Annotated in this window: 15 protein-coding genes and 1 riboswitch; of the genes, 11 read left to right on the top strand and 4 right to left on the bottom strand. The window is 72.6% G+C overall.

Features of this window, described 5'->3' with window-relative positions:
- The first annotated feature begins 232 nt into the window (after positions 1-232).
- The 4 genes from ACZ41I_RS31630 (at position 233) to ACZ41I_RS31615 (ending at position 5026) form a co-directional block, all read left to right on the top strand.
- Positions 233-1627 carry a M16 family metallopeptidase gene (locus ACZ41I_RS31630; protein WP_363215058.1) on the top strand — a complete coding sequence of 465 codons (1395 nt, stop codon included), beginning with the start codon at positions 233-235 and terminating at the stop codon, positions 1625-1627.
- Positions 1624-3012 carry a M16 family metallopeptidase gene (locus ACZ41I_RS31625; RefSeq protein ID WP_363215059.1) on the top strand — a complete coding sequence of 463 codons (1389 nt, stop codon included), beginning with the start codon at positions 1624-1626 and terminating at the stop codon, positions 3010-3012. The genes ACZ41I_RS31630 and ACZ41I_RS31625 overlap by 4 nt, the downstream gene beginning before the upstream one ends.
- Positions 3013-3225: 213 nt before the next feature.
- Positions 3226-3386, top strand: a riboswitch (cyclic di-AMP (ydaO/yuaA leader).
- A gap of 12 nt (positions 3387-3398) precedes the next feature.
- Entirely contained in the window at positions 3399-4142 is a 744-nt protein-coding gene (locus tag ACZ41I_RS31620; RefSeq protein WP_468515665.1) for a M23 family metallopeptidase, read from the top strand.
- A 197-nt stretch (positions 4143-4339) separates the two neighbouring features.
- Entirely contained in the window at positions 4340-5026 is a 687-nt protein-coding gene (locus ACZ41I_RS31615; RefSeq protein WP_399772366.1) for a GntR family transcriptional regulator, read from the top strand.
- Positions 5027-5165: 139 nt separating this feature from the next.
- Here ACZ41I_RS31615 and ACZ41I_RS31610 read toward each other — a convergent pair whose 3' ends face one another.
- Positions 5166-5447 carry an HPr family phosphocarrier protein gene (locus ACZ41I_RS31610; protein WP_184565564.1) on the bottom strand — a complete coding sequence of 94 codons (282 nt, stop codon included), beginning with the start codon at positions 5445-5447 and terminating at the stop codon, positions 5166-5168.
- 178 nt (positions 5448-5625) lie between these two features.
- Here ACZ41I_RS31610 and ACZ41I_RS31605 point away from each other — a divergent pair, with 178 nt between their 5' ends.
- Genes ACZ41I_RS31605 through ACZ41I_RS31585 form a run of 5 tightly spaced genes read left to right on the top strand, consistent with a single transcriptional unit; the run spans position 5626 to position 11454 of the window.
- A complete protein-coding gene (locus ACZ41I_RS31605; RefSeq protein ID WP_468515664.1) occupies positions 5626-8532 on the top strand; it encodes a bifunctional acetate--CoA ligase family protein/GNAT family N-acetyltransferase in 2907 nt (968 codons plus the stop codon).
- 18 nt (positions 8533-8550) lie between these two features.
- Positions 8551-8964 (top strand): hypothetical protein, encoded by a 414-nt coding sequence (locus ACZ41I_RS31600; RefSeq protein WP_468515663.1) that lies wholly within the window; start codon positions 8551-8553, stop codon positions 8962-8964.
- 10 nt (positions 8965-8974) lie between these two features.
- On the top strand, positions 8975-9562 hold the full coding sequence (locus ACZ41I_RS31595) for a DUF5998 family protein (protein WP_363215064.1): 588 nt from the start codon (positions 8975-8977) through the stop codon (positions 9560-9562).
- Positions 9562-10752 carry an alkaline phosphatase family protein gene (locus ACZ41I_RS31590; RefSeq protein ID WP_468515662.1) on the top strand — a complete coding sequence of 397 codons (1191 nt, stop codon included), beginning with the start codon at positions 9562-9564 and terminating at the stop codon, positions 10750-10752. Before ACZ41I_RS31595 ends, ACZ41I_RS31590 begins: the two co-directional genes overlap by 1 nt.
- Positions 10753-10803: 51 nt before the next feature.
- Positions 10804-11454: a thymidine kinase gene (locus ACZ41I_RS31585; protein WP_468324205.1), complete on the top strand. Its 651-nt coding sequence runs from the start codon at positions 10804-10806 to the stop codon at positions 11452-11454.
- Positions 11455-11902: 448 nt separating this feature from the next.
- Here the strand turns inward: ACZ41I_RS31585 and ACZ41I_RS31580 are convergent, their stop codons facing one another.
- A complete protein-coding gene (locus tag ACZ41I_RS31580; RefSeq protein WP_468515661.1) occupies positions 11903-12850 on the bottom strand; it encodes a LysR family transcriptional regulator in 948 nt (315 codons plus the stop codon).
- A 71-nt stretch (positions 12851-12921) separates the two neighbouring features.
- Between ACZ41I_RS31580 and ACZ41I_RS31575 the strand changes: the two genes are divergently transcribed.
- Positions 12922-13656, top strand: a complete 735-nt coding sequence (locus ACZ41I_RS31575; protein WP_468515660.1) for an SDR family oxidoreductase — start codon at positions 12922-12924, stop codon at positions 13654-13656.
- Positions 13657-13873: 217 nt separating this feature from the next.
- Here the strand turns inward: ACZ41I_RS31575 and ACZ41I_RS31570 are convergent, their stop codons facing one another.
- On the bottom strand, positions 13874-14665 hold the full coding sequence (locus ACZ41I_RS31570) for a VOC family protein (RefSeq protein ID WP_399772344.1): 792 nt from the start codon (positions 14663-14665) through the stop codon (positions 13874-13876).
- 321 nt (positions 14666-14986) lie between these two features.
- Here ACZ41I_RS31570 and ACZ41I_RS31565 point away from each other — a divergent pair, with 321 nt between their 5' ends.
- A complete protein-coding gene (locus tag ACZ41I_RS31565; RefSeq protein WP_468515659.1) occupies positions 14987-15838 on the top strand; it encodes a sulfurtransferase in 852 nt (283 codons plus the stop codon).
- Positions 15839-15894: 56 nt separating this feature from the next.
- Here ACZ41I_RS31565 and sepH read toward each other — a convergent pair whose 3' ends face one another.
- Entirely contained in the window at positions 15895-16935 is a 1041-nt protein-coding gene (gene sepH, locus ACZ41I_RS31560) for a septation protein SepH (RefSeq protein WP_363215071.1), read from the bottom strand.
- Between the last annotated feature and the right edge of the window lie 44 nt (positions 16936-16979).

Genomic DNA, 16979 nt, shown 5'->3' with positions numbered 1-16979 from the left:
GGACGGATCTGACGCCGACCATTGTGGACCGAGGCACTGACAAGCCGTACCACGACCCGGGTCCAGGCGGCTTCCCGGGCCGGTGGGCCGGGTCCGGGGCAGGCTACGCGATCCGCTGTGGGCGTACGTCCCGCGGGAACTTCGCCGAGCCCCCGCACGCTGTGCATACAGTGGCAGGAACGGCAGGAAGACCGCGGTTTTCACAACCGCATCCGCTCGCGAAGGGATGTACATGCCCATGGGTCACACGACCACAGCCGAGGCAGGCTCCGGGGGCCTGACAGCGACCGAGCACCGCCTGGCCAACGGTCTGCGCGTGGTGCTTTCCGAGGACCACCTGACCCCGGTGGCGGCGGTCTGCCTCTGGTACGACGTCGGCTCCCGCCACGAAGTCAAGGGGCGTACCGGTCTGGCTCACCTTTTCGAGCACCTGATGTTCCAGGGCTCGGCTCAGGTCAAGGGCAACGGTCACTTCGAGCTGGTGCAGGGCGCCGGCGGCTCGCTCAACGGCACCACCAGCTTCGAGCGCACCAACTACTTCGAGACCATGCCCGCGCACCAGCTGGAGCTCGCCCTCTGGCTGGAGGCCGACCGCATGGGCTCGCTGCTCGCCGCCCTGGACGACGAGTCCATGGAGAACCAGCGGGACGTCGTCAAGAACGAACGCCGCCAGCGCTACGACAACGTGCCCTACGGCACCGCCTTCGAGAAGCTGACCGCCCTGTCGTACCCGGAGGGCCACCCCTACCACCACACGCCGATCGGCTCCATGGCGGACCTGGACGCGGCCACCCTGGAGGACGCCCGCCAGTTCTTCCGCACCTACTACGCGCCGAACAACGCGGTGCTCTCCGTGGTCGGCGACATCGACCCCCAGCAGACCCTCGCCTGGATCGAGAAGTACTTCGGCTCGATCCCCGCGCACGACGGCAAGCCCGCACCGCGTGACGGCTCCCTGCCGGAGGTCATCGGCGAGCAGAAGCGCGAGGTCCTCGTCGAGGAGGTTCCGGCGCGCGCCCTGATGGCCGCCTACCGGCTCCCGCACGACGGCACGCGCGCGTGCGACGCGGCCGACCTCGCCCTGACCGTCCTCGGCGGCGGCGAGTCCTCCCGCCTGTACAACCGGCTCGTGCGCCGCGACCGTACGGCTGTCGCGGCCGGCTTCGGCCTGCTGCGCCTGGCGGGCGCGCCCTCGATGGGCTGGCTGGACGTGAAGGCCTCCGGTGACGTCGAGGTGCCGGTCATCGAGGCCGCCATCGACGAGGAGCTGGCCCGGTTCGCCGAGGAGGGCCCCACCCCCGAGGAGATGGAGCGCGCCCAGGCCCAGTTGGAGCGCGAGTGGCTGGACCGGCTCGGCACGGTCGCCGGCCGTGCGGACGAACTGTGCCGGTACGCCGTCCTGTTCGGCGACCCGCAGCTCGCCCTCACCGCCGTCAAGCGCGTCCTGGAGGTGACTCCTCAGGAGGTCCAGGAGGTCGCCAAGGCCCGTCTGCGTCCCGACAACCGCGCGGTCCTGGTCTACGAACCGAAGTCCCCGGAGGAGGCCCCGGACGCCGACGTCCCCGAGGACCCGGAGCAGGAAGCGACCGTAGAGGCCGGTAACGAGAACGAGGAGACGGCCAAGTGACCGAGCTCGCCACCATGGACTTCCACCCCCAGCCGCAGCCCGGCGAGGCCCGGCCCTGGGCGTTCCCGGCGCCCGAGCGCACCGCGCTCGGCAACGGCCTGACCGTGCTGCGCTGCCACCGCCCCGGCCAGCAGGTCGTCGCCGTCGAGGTGCTGCTCGACGCACCCCTGGACGCCGAGCCGGCCGGCCTGGACGGCGTTGCCACGATCATGGCGCGGGCCTTCTCCGAGGGTACCGACAAGCACTCCGCCGAGGAGTTCGCCGCCGAGCTGGAGCGCGCGGGCGCCACGCTCGACGCGCACGCCGACCACCCCGGCGTCCGGCTCAGCCTGGAGGTCCCGGCCTCCCGCCTGGCCAAGGGCCTCGGCCTGATCGCCGACGCCCTGCGCGCGCCCGCCTTCGCCGAGAGCGAGGTGGAGCGGCTGGTCCGCAACCGCCTGGACGAGATCCCGCACGAGCTGGCCAACCCCTCCCGCCGGGCCGCCAAGGAACTCTCCAAGGAGCTGTTCCCGGCGACCTCGCGCATGTCGCGTCCGCGCCAGGGCACCGAGGAGACCGTCGAGAAGATCGACGCCGCCGCCGTACGCGCCTTCTACGACCGGTACGTACGCCCCGCCACGGCCACGGCCGTCGTGGTCGGCGACCTCACCGGGATCGACCTGGACGCGCTGCTCGGCGACACCCTGGGCGCCTGGACCGGCACCCCGGGCGAGCCGCGGCCCGTGCCCCCGGTGACCGCGGACGACACCGGCCGCGTGGTCATCGTGGACCGGCCCGGCGCCGTCCAGACGCAGCTGCTCATCGGCCGCGTCGGCCCCGACCGGCACGACCGCGTGTGGCCCGCCCAGGTGCTCGGCACCTACTGCCTCGGCGGCACCCTCACCTCCCGCCTGGACCGCGTCCTGCGCGAGGAGAAGGGCTACACCTACGGAGTGCGCGCCTTCGGGCAGGTCCTCAGGTCCGCACCGGACGGCACGGGCGCCTCCATGCTCGCCATCAGCGGCTCCGTGGACACCCCCAACACCGGTCCCGCGCTGGAGGACCTGTGGAAGGTGCTGCGGACCCTCGCGGCGGAGGGCCTGACCGACGCCGAGCGGGACGTGGCCGTGCAGAACCTCGTCGGGGTGGCGCCGCTGAAGTACGAGACCGCGGCGGCCGTGGCGAGCACGCTGGCCGACCAGGTCGAGCAGCACCTGCCCGACGACTTCCAGGCGACGCTGTATCAGCAGCTGGCCGCGACGGGCACGGTGGAGGCCACGGCGGCCGTCGTGAACGCCTTCCCGGTGGACCGCATGGTGACCGTCCTCGTCGGTGACGCCGCCCAGATCAAGGCGCCGGTCGAGGCACTCGGCATCGGCGATGTGACCGTGGTGGCGGCCGAGTAGCAACGGCACGCACGCGAGGGGCCCTGACGGTCGACACACCGTCAGGGCCCCTGCGGTTCCACTCCCTTCCCCAGATGCCCGATTTGAGGCGGAGGTTGCCTGTCTGCCCTGTGGGATGCGCTACAAAAGCCCGGATCCGTTTGAGGTTGGAAAGCAGGCTTCCGTAGCGTCGTCCGGGCTGTTCGTCAGGCAGTACGCCGCACCCGCGGCACCGGACAGCCATCGCCGAGTCCCCGTACGGCGCGAGCCAGGGGAGCCGGGGACCCACCGTCCCTGGGGTGAATCGGGCGCCCGCGCGACAGCGAGGGGGCCTGTAGGAGACCTTCCTGCTCCGAACCCGTCAGCTAACCCGGTAGGCGAGAGGGAAGGAAAGGACCAGCCACTTCATGGCGTTCATGTGCGCCACCGGGAAGCATCGCAAGCCCGGCCGGGTCAAGCGCACCACCGCTCAGGCGGCCGGCATCGCGGCCCTCACCACCACCGGCGTCATCGGCACCCTCGCGGCGTCTCCGGCGACGGCCGCCGAGAACACCGCCGAGCAGACCGGCCTCACCCCGGTGATCAGCGTCGGCGACGACATCGCCGAGCAGATCGACGCGCAGGCCGCCGCCCAGCAGCAGGCCGCCGAACAGAAGGCGGCCGAGGAGGCCGCGGCCAAGCGGGCCCAGGAGATCCGCCAGGCCAGGGCCCGCGCCGCCCGCGAGGCCGAGCGCGAGCGGCTGAACGCCTTCGTCGCCCCGATCGCACACTCCTACGTGTCGACGGCCTACAAGGCCAGCAGCTCGCTGTGGTCCTCCGGTTCGCACACCGGTATCGACTTCCACGCGGCCAGCGGCACGCCCGTCCACGCCGTCGGCATGGGCACCGTCGTCTCCACCGGCTGGGGCGGCGCGTACGGCAACGAGATCGTGATCCGCATGGCCGACGGCATGTACACCCAGTACGGCCATCTGTCGTCGATCGGCGTCACGGTGGGCCAGCAGGTCACCCCGGGCCTGCAGATCGGCCTGTCCGGCGCGACCGGCAACGTCACCGGTCCGCACCTCCACTTCGAGGCCCGTACGACTCCCGACTACGGCTCGGACGTCGACCCGGTCGCCTACCTCCGCAAGCACGGCGTGGACGTCTGACGCCCCTGCCGCTCCCCGGAAGCCCCGCCCGCACCGGCCGGGGCTTCCGCCGTTTTCCGGCGCGTCCACCGGATCCGCTGGCCAAAAAAATATCCATGGATTCCGGCCCGCCGTCGGAATGTCCGACGCATTGGAATAGAGTCACGGAACACGCGTCCATCGTCGACGTTTCACGGGGATTAAGACGGAGGTCGGTCATGCGTATTCCGGCGCACTCGGTGTGCACGGCGATCCGGGACGACATCGTGGCCGGTGTCCATGAGCGCGGCGGCCGCCTCACCGAGGAAGTCCTGGCCCGCCGCTACGGCGTCTCGCGCGTCCCCGTCCGCGAGGCGCTGCGCACCCTGGAGGCCGAGGGATTCGTGGTGACCCGCCGGCACGCCGGCGCGTGCGTGGCCGAGCCGACCGAGCAGGAGGCGGCCGACCTGCTGGAGATGCGCATGCTCCTGGAGCCGCTCGGAGCCGCCCGGGCCGCCCAGCGCCGCACGGAGGCCCACCTGAAGGTGCTGCGCGGCCTGGTCAGGATCGGTCAGGAGCGGGCCAGGAGGGGCCACAGCGACGATCTGCGCTCACTGGGCGGCTGGTTCCACGAGACGCTCGCCCAGGCCTGTGGCAGTCCCTCGCTGAGCGCGATGCTCACCCAGCTGCGGCACAAGATCGCCTGGATGTACGCGGTGGAGGCGCCGCCGAGCCCGGTGGAGTCCTGGGCGGAACACGGCGCCATCGTCGACGCGGTGGCGCGCGGCGACGGCGAGCGCGCGCGGGCGGTCACGGCGCTGCACACCGAGCGCGCGACGGCCGCGCACCGGCTCCGTTTTTCCGGGTCCGCCGAGCGCGTGAGGACTTCGCAACACGCCGTAAACATGCCGAGCCTTCGGCATTAACACGGGCACCGTATACAAAGAAGGGGCTATTCGGTGGGCATGATTTCCGCTGCCCTTTTCTCCGGCGCCCTGAATTCTTGTTCCGGAAAACGCGGAAGCCGCGCCACCCGGAATGGGCGGCGCGGCTCCCCCGCCTTGCTCAGACGGTCTCGGGCAGCTCTTCCAGCCCCTCGGAGACCAGCTTGGCCAGACGGTCCAGGGCGACGTCCGCGCCCTCGGCGTCGGAGGCGAGGACGATCTCCTCGCCGCCCTGGGCGCCCAGGCCCAGGACAGCCAGCATGGAGGCCGCGTTGACGGGGTTGCCGTCAGCCTTGGCGATCGTCACCGGGACGCCTGCGGCCGTGGCGGCTCGGACGAAGATGGAGGCGGGGCGGGCGTGGAGGCCCTCGGCCCAGCCGACGTTGACGCGGCGCTCAGCCATGTGTTGCTGCCCTTCAGTCTTCAGGGTTGTCTAGACCAGTTTCCCATATCGTGAAGCATGCCCGGAGCGGACCTTCGTCCTGCCCCGGCGGGTCGTCGGACCGCGGCCTCGGTCCGACTCGTCGTCCTCCACAGACTGCCCCGCGCCGTTGTCGTACGCGAGCCGTACTCTGGGGCCCATGCAGACCTCGGCGGACCGGCAGGACCGGCACCAGTACCCCGCCCACTGGGAGGCGGACGTGGTGCTGCGCGACGGGGGTACCGCGCGCATCCGGCCCATCACCATTGATGACGCCGACCGCCTGGTCAGCTTCTACGAGCAGGTCTCGGACGAGTCGAAGTACTACCGCTTCTTCGCGCCGTACCCCAGGCTCTCCGCCAAGGACGTCCACCGCTTCACGCACCACGACTTTGTGGACCGGGTGGGACTCGCGGCCACCATCGGCGGCGAGTTCATCGCCACCGTACGCTACGACCGCATCGGCACCGACGGCCTGCCCGCCTCCGCGCCCGCCGACGAGGCCGAGGTCGCCTTCCTCGTGCAGGACGCCCACCAGGGCCGCGGGGTCGCCTCCGCCCTGCTGGAGCACATCGCCGCCGTCGCCCGCGAGCGCGGCATCCGCCGCTTCGCCGCCGAGGTACTGCCCGCCAACAACAAGATGATCAAGGTGTTCACGGACGCCGGCTACACCCAGAAGCGCAGCTTCGAGGACGGCGTCGTACGCCTGGAGTTCGATCTCGAACCCACCGACCGCTCCCTCGCCGTGCAGCGCGCGCGGGAGCAGCGCGCCGAGGCCCGCTCGGTACGGCGGCTGCTCGCGCCCGGTTCCGTGGCGGTCGTCGGCGTCGGCCGCGCCCCCGGCGGAGTCGGCCGCAGCGTCCTCGGCAACATCCGGGACGCCGGCTACGGAGGCCGGCTGCACGCCGTGAACAAGGCCTTCCCGGCGCACATCGAGGAGGTCGACGGGGTGCCGGCGCACCGGTCCGTGCGGGACATCGACGGCCCGGTGGACCTCGCCGTCGTCGCCGTACCGGCCGAGCAGGTGCCCGCGGTGGTCGCCGAATGCGGAGAACACGGGGTGCAGGGACTCGTCGTGCTCTCCGCCGGGTACGCCGAGAGCGGGCCCGAGGGACGCGAGCGGCAGCGGGCGCTCGTGCGGCAGGCACGCGCGTACGGCATGCGGATCATCGGCCCGAACGCGTTCGGGATCATCAACACCGCACCGGACGTCCGGCTGAACGCCTCCCTGGCCCCTCAGATGCCCCGCCCCGGCCGCATCGGCATGTTCGCCCAGTCCGGCGCCATCGGCATCGCCCTGCTGTCCCGGCTGCACCGGCGCGGGGGAGGGGTCACCGGGGTCACCGGCGTGTCCACCTTCGTGTCCGCCGGCAACCGCGCGGACGTCTCCGGCAACGACGTCCTCCAGTACTGGTACGACGACCCCGAGACCGACGTCGCCCTGATGTATCTGGAGTCCATCGGCAACCCCCGCAAGTTCACGCGCCTCGCACGGCGGACCGCGGCGGCGAAACCGCTGGTCGTGGTGCAGGGGGTCGGCTCCGCGCCGCAGGGGCACGCGGTGCGGGCCACCCGGCTGCCGCACGCGACCGTCTCCGCGCTGCTGCGGCAGGCCGGGGTGATCCGGGTCGAGACGATCACCGAGCTGGTCGACGCGGGGTTGCTGCTCGCGCGGCAGCCGCTCCCTGCGGGGCCGAGAGTGGCGATCCTCGGGAACTCCGAGTCACTGGGGGTGCTGACCTACGACCGCTGTCTCGCCGAGGGGCTGCGGCCGTCGCGTCCGGTGGACCTGACGACGGGGGCGACGGCGGAGGATTTCCACCGGGCGCTGACGCGGGCGCTGGCCGACGACACGTGCGACTCCGTCGTGGTGACGGCGATACCGGCCATCGGGGAGGCGTCGCCGGGGGATGCGGAGCTGGCCGAGGCTCTGCGCTCCGCTGCGGCTGCGGTTCCCGGTAAGCCGGTGCTCGTTGTGCACGTGGAGCTCGGGGGACTTGCCGAAGCGTTGTCGGCTGCGGCCAGTACTGCACCGCAGGCCGTCAAGGCACCCGGTACCGAGGGCGGTGCCCACCCGTTCCGCCCTGCGGAACGACTGCCCGCCGCGGGGCCGGAACGACTGCCCATCGCGGGGGCGGAACGACCGGTCACCGCGGGAGCGGTCGACAGTGGGTCCTCTGCGGCGACGGCCCCTCCGGAAGGCACCCGTCTCATCCCCGCCTACCCCGCCGCCGAACGTGCCGTGCGGGCGTTGGCCGAAGCCGTCAGGTACGGGCAGTGGCGGCGGGAGGCCATGGACCCGGGAAAGGTGCCCGAGTACGACGACATCGACGAGAAGGGTGCCGCGCGACTGATCGGTGAGCTGCTCGCGCGCGGGGAAGGGCTCACCATCTCCGACGCGGAGACCTGCGAGCTCCTCGGCAAATACGGCATCCCCGTGCGGCGCGCGCTGCCCGCGCCCACCCCCGACGCCGCCGCGGAAGCCGCCCGCTTCCTCGGCTACCCCGTGGCCCTCAAGGCCACCGCCCCGCACCTCAGGCACCGCGCCGACCTGGGCGGCGTACGCCTCGATCTCGCGGACGAGGACCAACTGCGCCGGACGTACGCCGAGTTGACGGAGCTGTTCGGCAAGCCGGAGGAGCTGCGGCCGGTGGTGCAGGGCATGGCGCCGCGCGGCGTCGACACCGTCGTACGGGCGGTGATCGACCCGGCGGCCGGGGCCGTGCTGTCCTTCGGACTCGCCGGGGCCACCTCGCAGCTGCTCGGGGACATGGCGCACCGGCTCGTCCCGGTCACCGACCGGGAGGCGACCTCGCTGGTGCGCTCGATCCGTACCGCGCCGCTGCTGTTCGGCTGGCGCGGCTCCACGCCCGTCGACACCCCGGCGCTGGAGGAGCTGCTGCTGCGGGTGTCCCGGCTGGTCGACGATCACCCGGAGGTGGTCGCCGTCACCCTGGAACCGGTCGTCGTCGCCCCGCACGGCGTGAGCGTCCTCGGCGCCACGGTACGGCTCGCGCCCCCGCCCGCCCGCGACGACCTCGGCCCGCGCACGATGCCGGCCTACTGACGGGGGAGGGGGGAGCGCATGGAGATCGCCGGCCGGCGGCTGCCCGAGGGCAGCTGGGGGGACTGGGAAGTGATCGTCCGGGACGGCCGGCAGCTGCGGCCGGCCGCCGGGTACGACCTCACCCACCACCATGGCCCGGAGGTCGTCTTCACCGCCCCGGCCTTCGTCTCCTGCCCCTCGGCCTTCCAGGATCCCGTCTTCCGCGAGCCGGCCGCGGAGGAGACGGCACGGCTGCGGCGGACGCTGGGCGGGACGGTGCCCGTCGTCGTCGCGTTCGAGGCGGACGCCGGCGGGCCCGAACCCGTCCCCTGCCTGATCGCTGCCGAGGGACTGGACATCCTGCCGGGGCTTGTCCAGCGGCACCCACGCGCGCATGTGCGGGCCGCCCCCGGTCTCCGCGCCTGGCCCGGACCCCCCTTGCCCACGGATTAGGATGGACGCCATGGCCAAGACCAGTACGACGACCCAGGGGCTGCGCGCGGCGATCGAGCGCAGCGGCTACTACCCGGCCCTCGTGGCCGAGGCGGTGGAGGCCGCTGTGGGCGGCGAGCCCATCCGGTCGTACCTGGTCCACCAGGAGACGACGTTCGACCAGAACGAGGTCCGCCGGCATGTCACGGTGCTGGTCCTCACCGGCAACCGCTTCATCGTCAGCCACACCGACGAGCAGGCCGCCGACAGCACCTCCCCGACGCCGTACGCCACCACCTCCACCGAGTCCGTGAAGCTCGGCCGGATCTCCTCGGTGGTGGTCAGCCGCGTGGTCGCGAACCCGGAGCAGTACGCGCCGGGCACGCTGCCCCGCGAGGTCGTGCTGACCATCGGCTGGGGCGCGGTCAACCGCATCGACCTGGAGCCCGCCGCCTGCGGCGACCCCAACTGCGACGCCGACCACGGCTATACGGGCAACTCCACGGCGGACGACCTCAGCCTGCGCGTCAGCGAGGCCGGGGACGGCCCGGAGACGGTGCGCCAGGCGCTCGCCTTCGCACAGGCCATCTCGGAGGCGACCGCGGACATCACCCGCTGATGTCCCAGCTCTCCGCCTGGGACCACCCGGAACCGCTCGCCCTGGACACCGCGCCGCTGCCCGAGTACGGCACCGGCTCACTCGCCGATCTGCTGCCCACCCTGGCGGCTGGGATGGGCGTCCCCGGCATGACCGCGACGATCCAGGAACTGACCCCCGCAGACCGCGTCTGTGTCTTCCTGATCGACGGGCTCGGCTGGGAGCAGCTGCTGGCCCACCGGGACGAGGCACCCTTCCTGACCTCGCTGCTCGGCACCTCGCGCGGCGGCACCGGCCGCCCGCTCACCGCCGGCTACCCGGCGACCACCGCGGTCTCCCTCGCCTCCGTCGGCACCGGCCTGCCGCCCGGTGCCCACGGACTGCCCGGCTACACGGTCCGCAACCCGGCCACCGGCGAGCTGATGAACCAGCTCCGCTGGCAGCCGTACACCGATCCGCGCGCCTGGCAGCCGTACCCCACCGTCTTCCAGCTCGCCGAGCAGGCCGGGGTGCACGCCGCACAGGTGACCTCGCCCGCCTTCGAGCACACCCCGCTCACCAAGATCGCGCTCAGCGGCGGCGGCTTCCACGGCCGGCTGAGCGGCGAGGAGCGCATGGACCTCGCGGCCGATCAACTGGCCGCCGGGGACCGCTCCCTGGTCTACACGTACTACTCCGAGCTGGACGGCGCCGGGCACCGCTACGGCGTCGCCTCGGACACCTGGCGCGGCCAGCTGATGTACGTCGACCGGCTCGTCCAGCGCCTCGCCGAGCAACTGCCGCCGCGCAGCGCGCTCTACGTCACCGCCGACCACGGCATGGTCGACGTCCCGTTCGACGAGGAGCACCGCCTCGACTTCGACACGGACTGGGAACTGCGCGCCGGAGTCGCCCTGCTGGGCGGCGAGGGCCGGGCGCGGCACGTGTACGCGGTGCCGGGCGCCGAGAACGACGTACTGACCGTCTGGCGCGAGGTGCTCGGCGAGCAGTTCTGGGTGGCCTCGCGGGACGAGGCGATCGCAGCGGGCTGGTTCGGGCCGCACATCGACGAGCGGGTCCATCCACGGCTCGGTGACGTGGTCGCGGCCGCGCACGACGACGTCCTGATCATCGCGTCCGAGCGGGAGCCGAAGGAGTCGGCGCTGGTCGGCAACCACGGTTCGATGACGCCTGCCGAGCAGCTGGTCCCGCTGCTCGAAGTACGCTCCTGACGTCCTGACGCTCCCCCTTGTGACTACTCGCCGAAAGGTGCTCAACTCCTCATGCCCGAGCTGGTGTTCTTCTCCGGAACGATGGACTGCGGGAAGTCGACGCTGGCTCTGCAGATCGAGCACAACCGCTCCGCGCGCGGCCTCGTCGGCATGATCTTCACCCGGAACGACCGCGCGGGCGAGGGCAAGCTGTCCTCGCGGCTCGGCCTGGTCACCGACGCCGTGGAGGTCGCCGACGACCAGGACCTGTACGGCTATCTCGTGGAACACCTCTCGCAGGGGCGCCGGGCCGACTATGTGATCGCGGACGAGGCGCAGTTCCTCGCGCCCGAGCAGATCGACCAGCTCGCGCGCGTGGTGGACGATCTCGGCCTGGACGTGTACGCCTTCGGGATCACCACCGACTTCCGCTCCAAGCTCTTCCCCGGCTCGCAGCGGCTGGTGGAGCTGGCCGACCGCATCGAGGTGCTCCAGGTGGAGGCGCTGTGCTGGTGCGGCGCCCGCGCCACGCACAACGCCCGCACGATAGGCGGCGAGATGGTCGTGGAGGGCGCCCAGGTGGTCGTCGGCGACGTCAACCAGGCGGCGGGCGAGGTCGGCTACGAGGTGCTGTGCCGTCGCCACCACCGCCGCCGTATGACCGCCGCAGCGGCCCACGCAGCGGCCCTCTCCCCGGACGTCCTCCCCGTCTCCCCGTCCTGATTCCGCCCCTGAGCCTCTTCCGACCCGTCCTGAGCCTCTTCCCGTCCGTCCCGACAGGTAAGGGGCACAGCCCCGTCCCGGTACCCCGCTCCCCTTCGGCCCGGCCCGGCGCGTCGTGAGCCGGCCCGGCTCATTCCCGGCATGCCTTGAGCCCGGCTGGGCCGCCCCGGCTGGGTTCGCGCGGCCGGGCCGGGCCGGCGGTGCCGTCCCTGCTCCCGAGACGGCCGGTGCCCGGCCTTCGGGGAGCAGAAGCCGATCTCGCGGCGGCGGAGTCCGCCGACCATGTTGACCAGGTCCTTGAGGGACCGGCCGTAGCGGTCGAGCGCGGGGACGAGGCGGCATGCGCATGGCGGTGGCGGGTGAGGGGGTGCCGGCCTTTCTTCTCTTCGCGCTGGTGGTTGAAATCGGTCCTGCGGTGATCGTCCTGGCGAGGGGTGAGTGCCCCCGGTCAGTAGGCCAGTGCGGTCATGTGGTCGGGGTGGTGGGCGGCGACGTCGTGGGCGGCTTGAACGAAGGCGGCGACGGCTGCGGATCGCGAGGTCTCCGGCCAGGCGACCATGACCGCGCTGGGGCTGAGGCCGGTGACCGGCCGGTAGACGATGTCCGGGCGCTGGTGCCGCTCGGTGGTGGAGAGTGACAGGAACGCCACCGCCTGGCCCAGCGCGACCACCTCCAGCAGTTGCTCGACGCCGGCCACGAGCGGCCCCTCAGGAGTGTCGGCCGGCGCCGAGCCTGTGTGGACATCGCCTGCTTCCGCTCCGTCGCATCCTGTGTAGTAGGCGGTGGCGGAGGGGGCGGCCCCCTTCCAGCGCGGGATCGGTTCGCCCTTGAGGTCGGTCAGCCGCAGTCGCCGGCGTCCGGCCAGGCGGTGCCCGGCGGGGAGAACGGCCAGTCGCGGCTCGACCACGAGCGTCTGGGAATCCAGCCCTTGACCGTCGAACGGGCTGCGCAGCAGCGCTACGTCGGCACGGCCGTCCCGCAGCATGGCGATCGGCTCCCCGCTGCCGCCGACGACGACTTCGGGCGGCGGCAGATGCGAACCCGTTCCCCGGTAGGCGGCGAGGATCTCCCGCAGCAGCCCGGCATCGCCTCCCGGCTTGACCGCCACGACGAGCTGGGGTGTCGACTGACCGGCCCGGCGAGCACGCCGGGCCGCCGCGTGCACCGCGTCGACCGCGATCCGGGCCTGATCGAGCAGCACCTGACCGGCGTTGGTCAGCCTCACCTGCCGGGTGGTGCGCTCCAGCAGGCGTACCCCGAGCCGGGACTCCATCTGAGCGATCGCCTTCGACAGCGGGGGCTGCGCCATGCCCAGGCGTTGCGCGGCCCGGCTGAAGTTCAGTTCCTCGGCGACCGCGATGAAGTACCTCAGCTCGCGCACCTCCAGCTCACTCATATCTGTGGACTATAGATCCAGAGTCTTCTGGTCTTTCCCTGCCGCCCGTGGGTGAGGGGAGGCTGGGTGCCATGACGACTTCGCAGAAGACTGCTCTGATCACCGGCGCGAACAAGGGCATCGGCAAGGAAACGGCGCGCAGGCTCGCAGCCCTCGGCATCACCGTGCTGATCGGCGCCCGCAACGCCGAGCGTGGCGAGGCGGCGGCCGAGGAGCTTCGCGCCGACGGTGCCGACGTACGGTTCGTACCGCTGGACGTCACCGACGAGACCTCGGTCCAGGCCGCCGCCAAGCACATCGACGCCACGTTCGGCCGCCTCGACATCCTCGTCAACAACGCCGCGATCGCCGCCGGACCGCAAGAACCGAGTGAAACCCCCGCCGCCACCGTCCGGCAGGTCTACGAGACCAACGTGTTCGGCGTCATCGCGGTGACCCACGCCATGCTCCCCCTGCTCCGCCGCTCCGCCGCCGCACGCATCGTCAACATGTCCAGCGAACTCGGCTCCCTCACCCACCTGGCCGACCCGGGAAGCCCGTGGTCCGCCTACTACTCGGTCCTCCTCCCTTACTGCACCTCGAAGAGCGCGCTGAACGCGATCACCGTGCTCTACGCCAATGAACTGCGCGCCGAAGGGATCCTGGTCAACGCGGTGAGTCCCGGCTACTGCGCGACCGACCTCAACCGCCACACCGGGATACGCACGGCGGAGGAGGGCGCGGCCGTCGTGGTTGACCTGGCGACTGTGGGCGAGGACGGCCCGACGGGCGCCTTCCTGGCCGAGGACGGGCCGATTCCCTGGTGAGACCATGCCGCGCCGTCTCCGCCCGAAGCCTGCCGGGGTGTTCTCAACCTCCGCAGTGACGATCACTGGCCTCTTGAGCGGCGCCGTTCCCCGTTTGGCGCTTGCCAAGTGCTCGGTTGTCCTCTCGAACCGGAGCCCGTCGCGGCGGAGCCGCGTGTCGGTGCAGCCCGGCGCCCTGGTGCTGCAGTGCCGTCGGCCAGGGGCGCCGCCGTTTCGCTCAGTGCGGGTTCTGGACCACCGAGAACTCCGCGCCCTCCGGGTCCGCCACCGTGGCCACCCGGCCGTGCGGGCTGTCGTGCGGCGGCCGGATGACCCGGCCGCCGAGATCCGCGACCTGACGCGTCGTCGCATCGGCGTCGGCGACCTCGAAGTACGTCTGCCAGTGCGGTCCGCGATCGCGGGGCAGCGCGTGGCCCACGCCGTGCAGCCCGGCCACCGGGCGCCCGGCGAGATGGAGGGTCACGTAGTCGAAGTCGGCGGACACCACCGGCTGCTGCTCGTACCCGAACACGGTCGCGTAGAACTTGGCGACGCTCTCCGTCTCGAAGGTCACCAGCTCGTTCCACGCGGGCGTCCCGGCCACACCGGTGATCGCGGTGCCGAGATGCGCGGAGCCCTGCCAGATGCCGAACACCGCGCCGGAGGGGTCCGCGGCGATGGCCATCCGCCCGGCCTCCGCGGCGTCCAGCGGACCGACCGCCACCGTGCCGCCGCACTCCCGCACCGTGTCGGCCGTCGCGTCCACGTCGTCCGAGGCGAGGTACGGCGTCCAGGCGATCGGCAGCCGGCGGTCCGGGGGCAACTGGCCCATGCCCGCCACCTCGTGCCCGTCCAGCAGCGCCCGCACATACGGGCCGAGCTGCTGCGGGCCCGGCCGGAACTCCCAGCCGAACAGCTCACCGTAGAACTCCTCGGTGGCGCCCAGCCCGTGCGCCATCAGGCTCACCCAGCAGGGCGTGCCGGGCGCACGCCGCGCGTGCGGACCGGCCGGCTCCCGTGCCTCGGTCATCGATCACTCTCTCCCCGGCCCCTCGCGGTGGCCGTGTCGCTTCCGCTCCCCGGAAGGGGTGTCCACGCCGGCGGCGGGTACGCCCGCACCGGTGCCCGCATCCTCCACGGCGCCGTGTGCGATACCGCGCAGCCGCCCGGCGGTACGTCCGGGAGGATGCCCGATCTGCCGTCTTTCGCCGCTTCCTGACGATGGCCGGCGGGTGTCCGTCGGCTGTACAGCCCGTGCTCGATCCCGTACGCCTGGTGATCGAGCGTGTCCGGCCGAGCAGAGTAGCCGGACCTGGACGCCGCGGCCACCCCTGGCGTATGGATGGACGCCATGACAGCCATCATCACCGCAACCGATCTCGCACATGAGCTGGCCGGGGACCGCCCGCCGCTGCTGCTGGACGTGCGCTGGCAGCTGACCCTGGCCAAGGCGGCGGGCGCACCGGCCTTCGACGGGCGGGCCGAGTACGCGGCCGGTCACCTCCCCGGCGCGGTCTTCGTCGACCTGGACCGTGAACTGGCCGGAGCGCCCGGGGAACACGGCAGGCATCCGCTGCCGGACCTCGCGGAGTTCGGTGCCGCGATGCGCCGTGCGGGTGTGTCGGCCACCCGCCCGGTCGTCGTGTACGACGGCGGCCAGGGCTGGGCGGCGGCCCGCGCCTGGTGGCTGCTGCGCTGGACGGGTCACCCGGACGTGCGGGTCCTCGACGGCGGTCTGGCGGCCTGGGCGGGTGAGCTGTCCACCGAGGTGCCGGCGGTGGCCGAGGGCGACTTCCGGCCGGCGCCGGCCGCCGCGGGTCTGCTGGACGCGGACGGGGCAGCCGCACTGGCCCGCGCGGGCGTACTGCTGGACGCGCGTGCGGGGGAGCGGTACCGCGGGGAGGTGGAGCCGGTCGACCGGGTCGGCGGGCACATCCTGGGCGCGGTGTCGGCGCCCACGACGGAGAACGTGGGCCCGGACGGCCGCTTCCTGCCCGCGGCGGAGCTGCTGGACCGCTTCAAGGCCCTGGGCGTCTCTGCGGACACCGAGGTGGGCGTGTACTGCGGTTCGGGCGTCTCCGGTGCCCACGAGGTCCTCGCCCTCGCCGTGGCCGGCATTCCGGCGGCCCTGTACGTCGGTTCGTGGTCCGAGTGGTCCTCGGACCCGTCCCGTCCGGTGGCCGTGGGGGCGGATCCGCAGTAGCGGCAGCGGGAAGCGGGGGCACGCGCGCGTACCCCCGCCGTTCCCGTACGGCCTGCTTACTCCTGCTTCTTGCGCCGCGTGCCGAACACGATCTCGTCCCAGCTCGGTACGGCCGCGCGGCGGCCGGGCCGGACACCGTCGGCCTCGGCCTGCCGGTCGGTCGCGCCGATGAGCCGGTCGCGGTGGCTGCCGACGGAGCGGGGCATGAGGACGTCCGCGTAGGCCGAGCCGGCCGAGGCGGCCGGGGCCGGCGGCTCCTCGGCAGCCGGTTCGTCGGCGGGTTCCTCCGGCGTCTCCGCCGGGCGCTCGGGGACCACCAGGTCGCCCCGGAAGCTCGGCACGGCCTCCAGCAGGCTGGTCAGCGAGTCGCGTTCGCCCGTGCTGTCCTCGGCGGGCTCGGACGGCTGCGCGGGCAGGCTGGGCCGTTCCCGGTCGCTCCGGTCGAGCGCGCGGTCCATGGAACGCTCGCGCGGCAGCCGGGCGATGCGCGGGACGAACGGGAAGCTCGGCTCGGGCACGGCGAGGTCGTCGGACTCGCCGATGAGCGAGCGCGCCTCGTCGTCCACGGCCTGGACGAGCCGCCGGGGCGGGTCGTACGTCCAGCTCGCCGAGTGCGGTTCGCCCGCGACCTGGTAGACGAGGAGCACCTCCCAGGTGCCGTCGTCGCGGCGCCAGGAGTCCCACTGCACGCTGTCCTTCTCGGCGCCGCGCAGCAGCAGCCGCTCCTGCACGGCCTCGCCGAGCAGCGGACCGGAGTTCTCGCCGGGGCGGCGGACCGGGGTCTTGCGGGCGCGCTCCGCCATGAAGGCGCGCTCGGCCAGTACGGGGCCCTCGAAGCGCCGTACGCGGTCGACGGAGATGCCGGCGAGCTGAGCGACCTCTTCCGCGGTGGCCCCGGCGCGTATACGCGCCTGGATGTCACGCGGGCGCAGATGGCTCTCGACCTCGATCTCGATCTGGCCGAGACGCGGCCGATCGCCGCGCACGGCTGCGCGGAGCCGTTCGTCGATCGGAAGCGTGTACTCCGTAGAGTCGGCAGCCTTGAGCACCAGCCGTGTGCCGTCATTCGAGACGGCCACGACACGCAGTTCGGGCATGGGGACCTCCCGGGTGGTGCCTGCCGACGTCACGTGCGTCGCTG

It is taken from the genome of Streptomyces sp. NPDC030799, from assembly GCF_055572255.1.
This window is presented reverse-complemented; position numbering and strand designations above follow the sequence as displayed.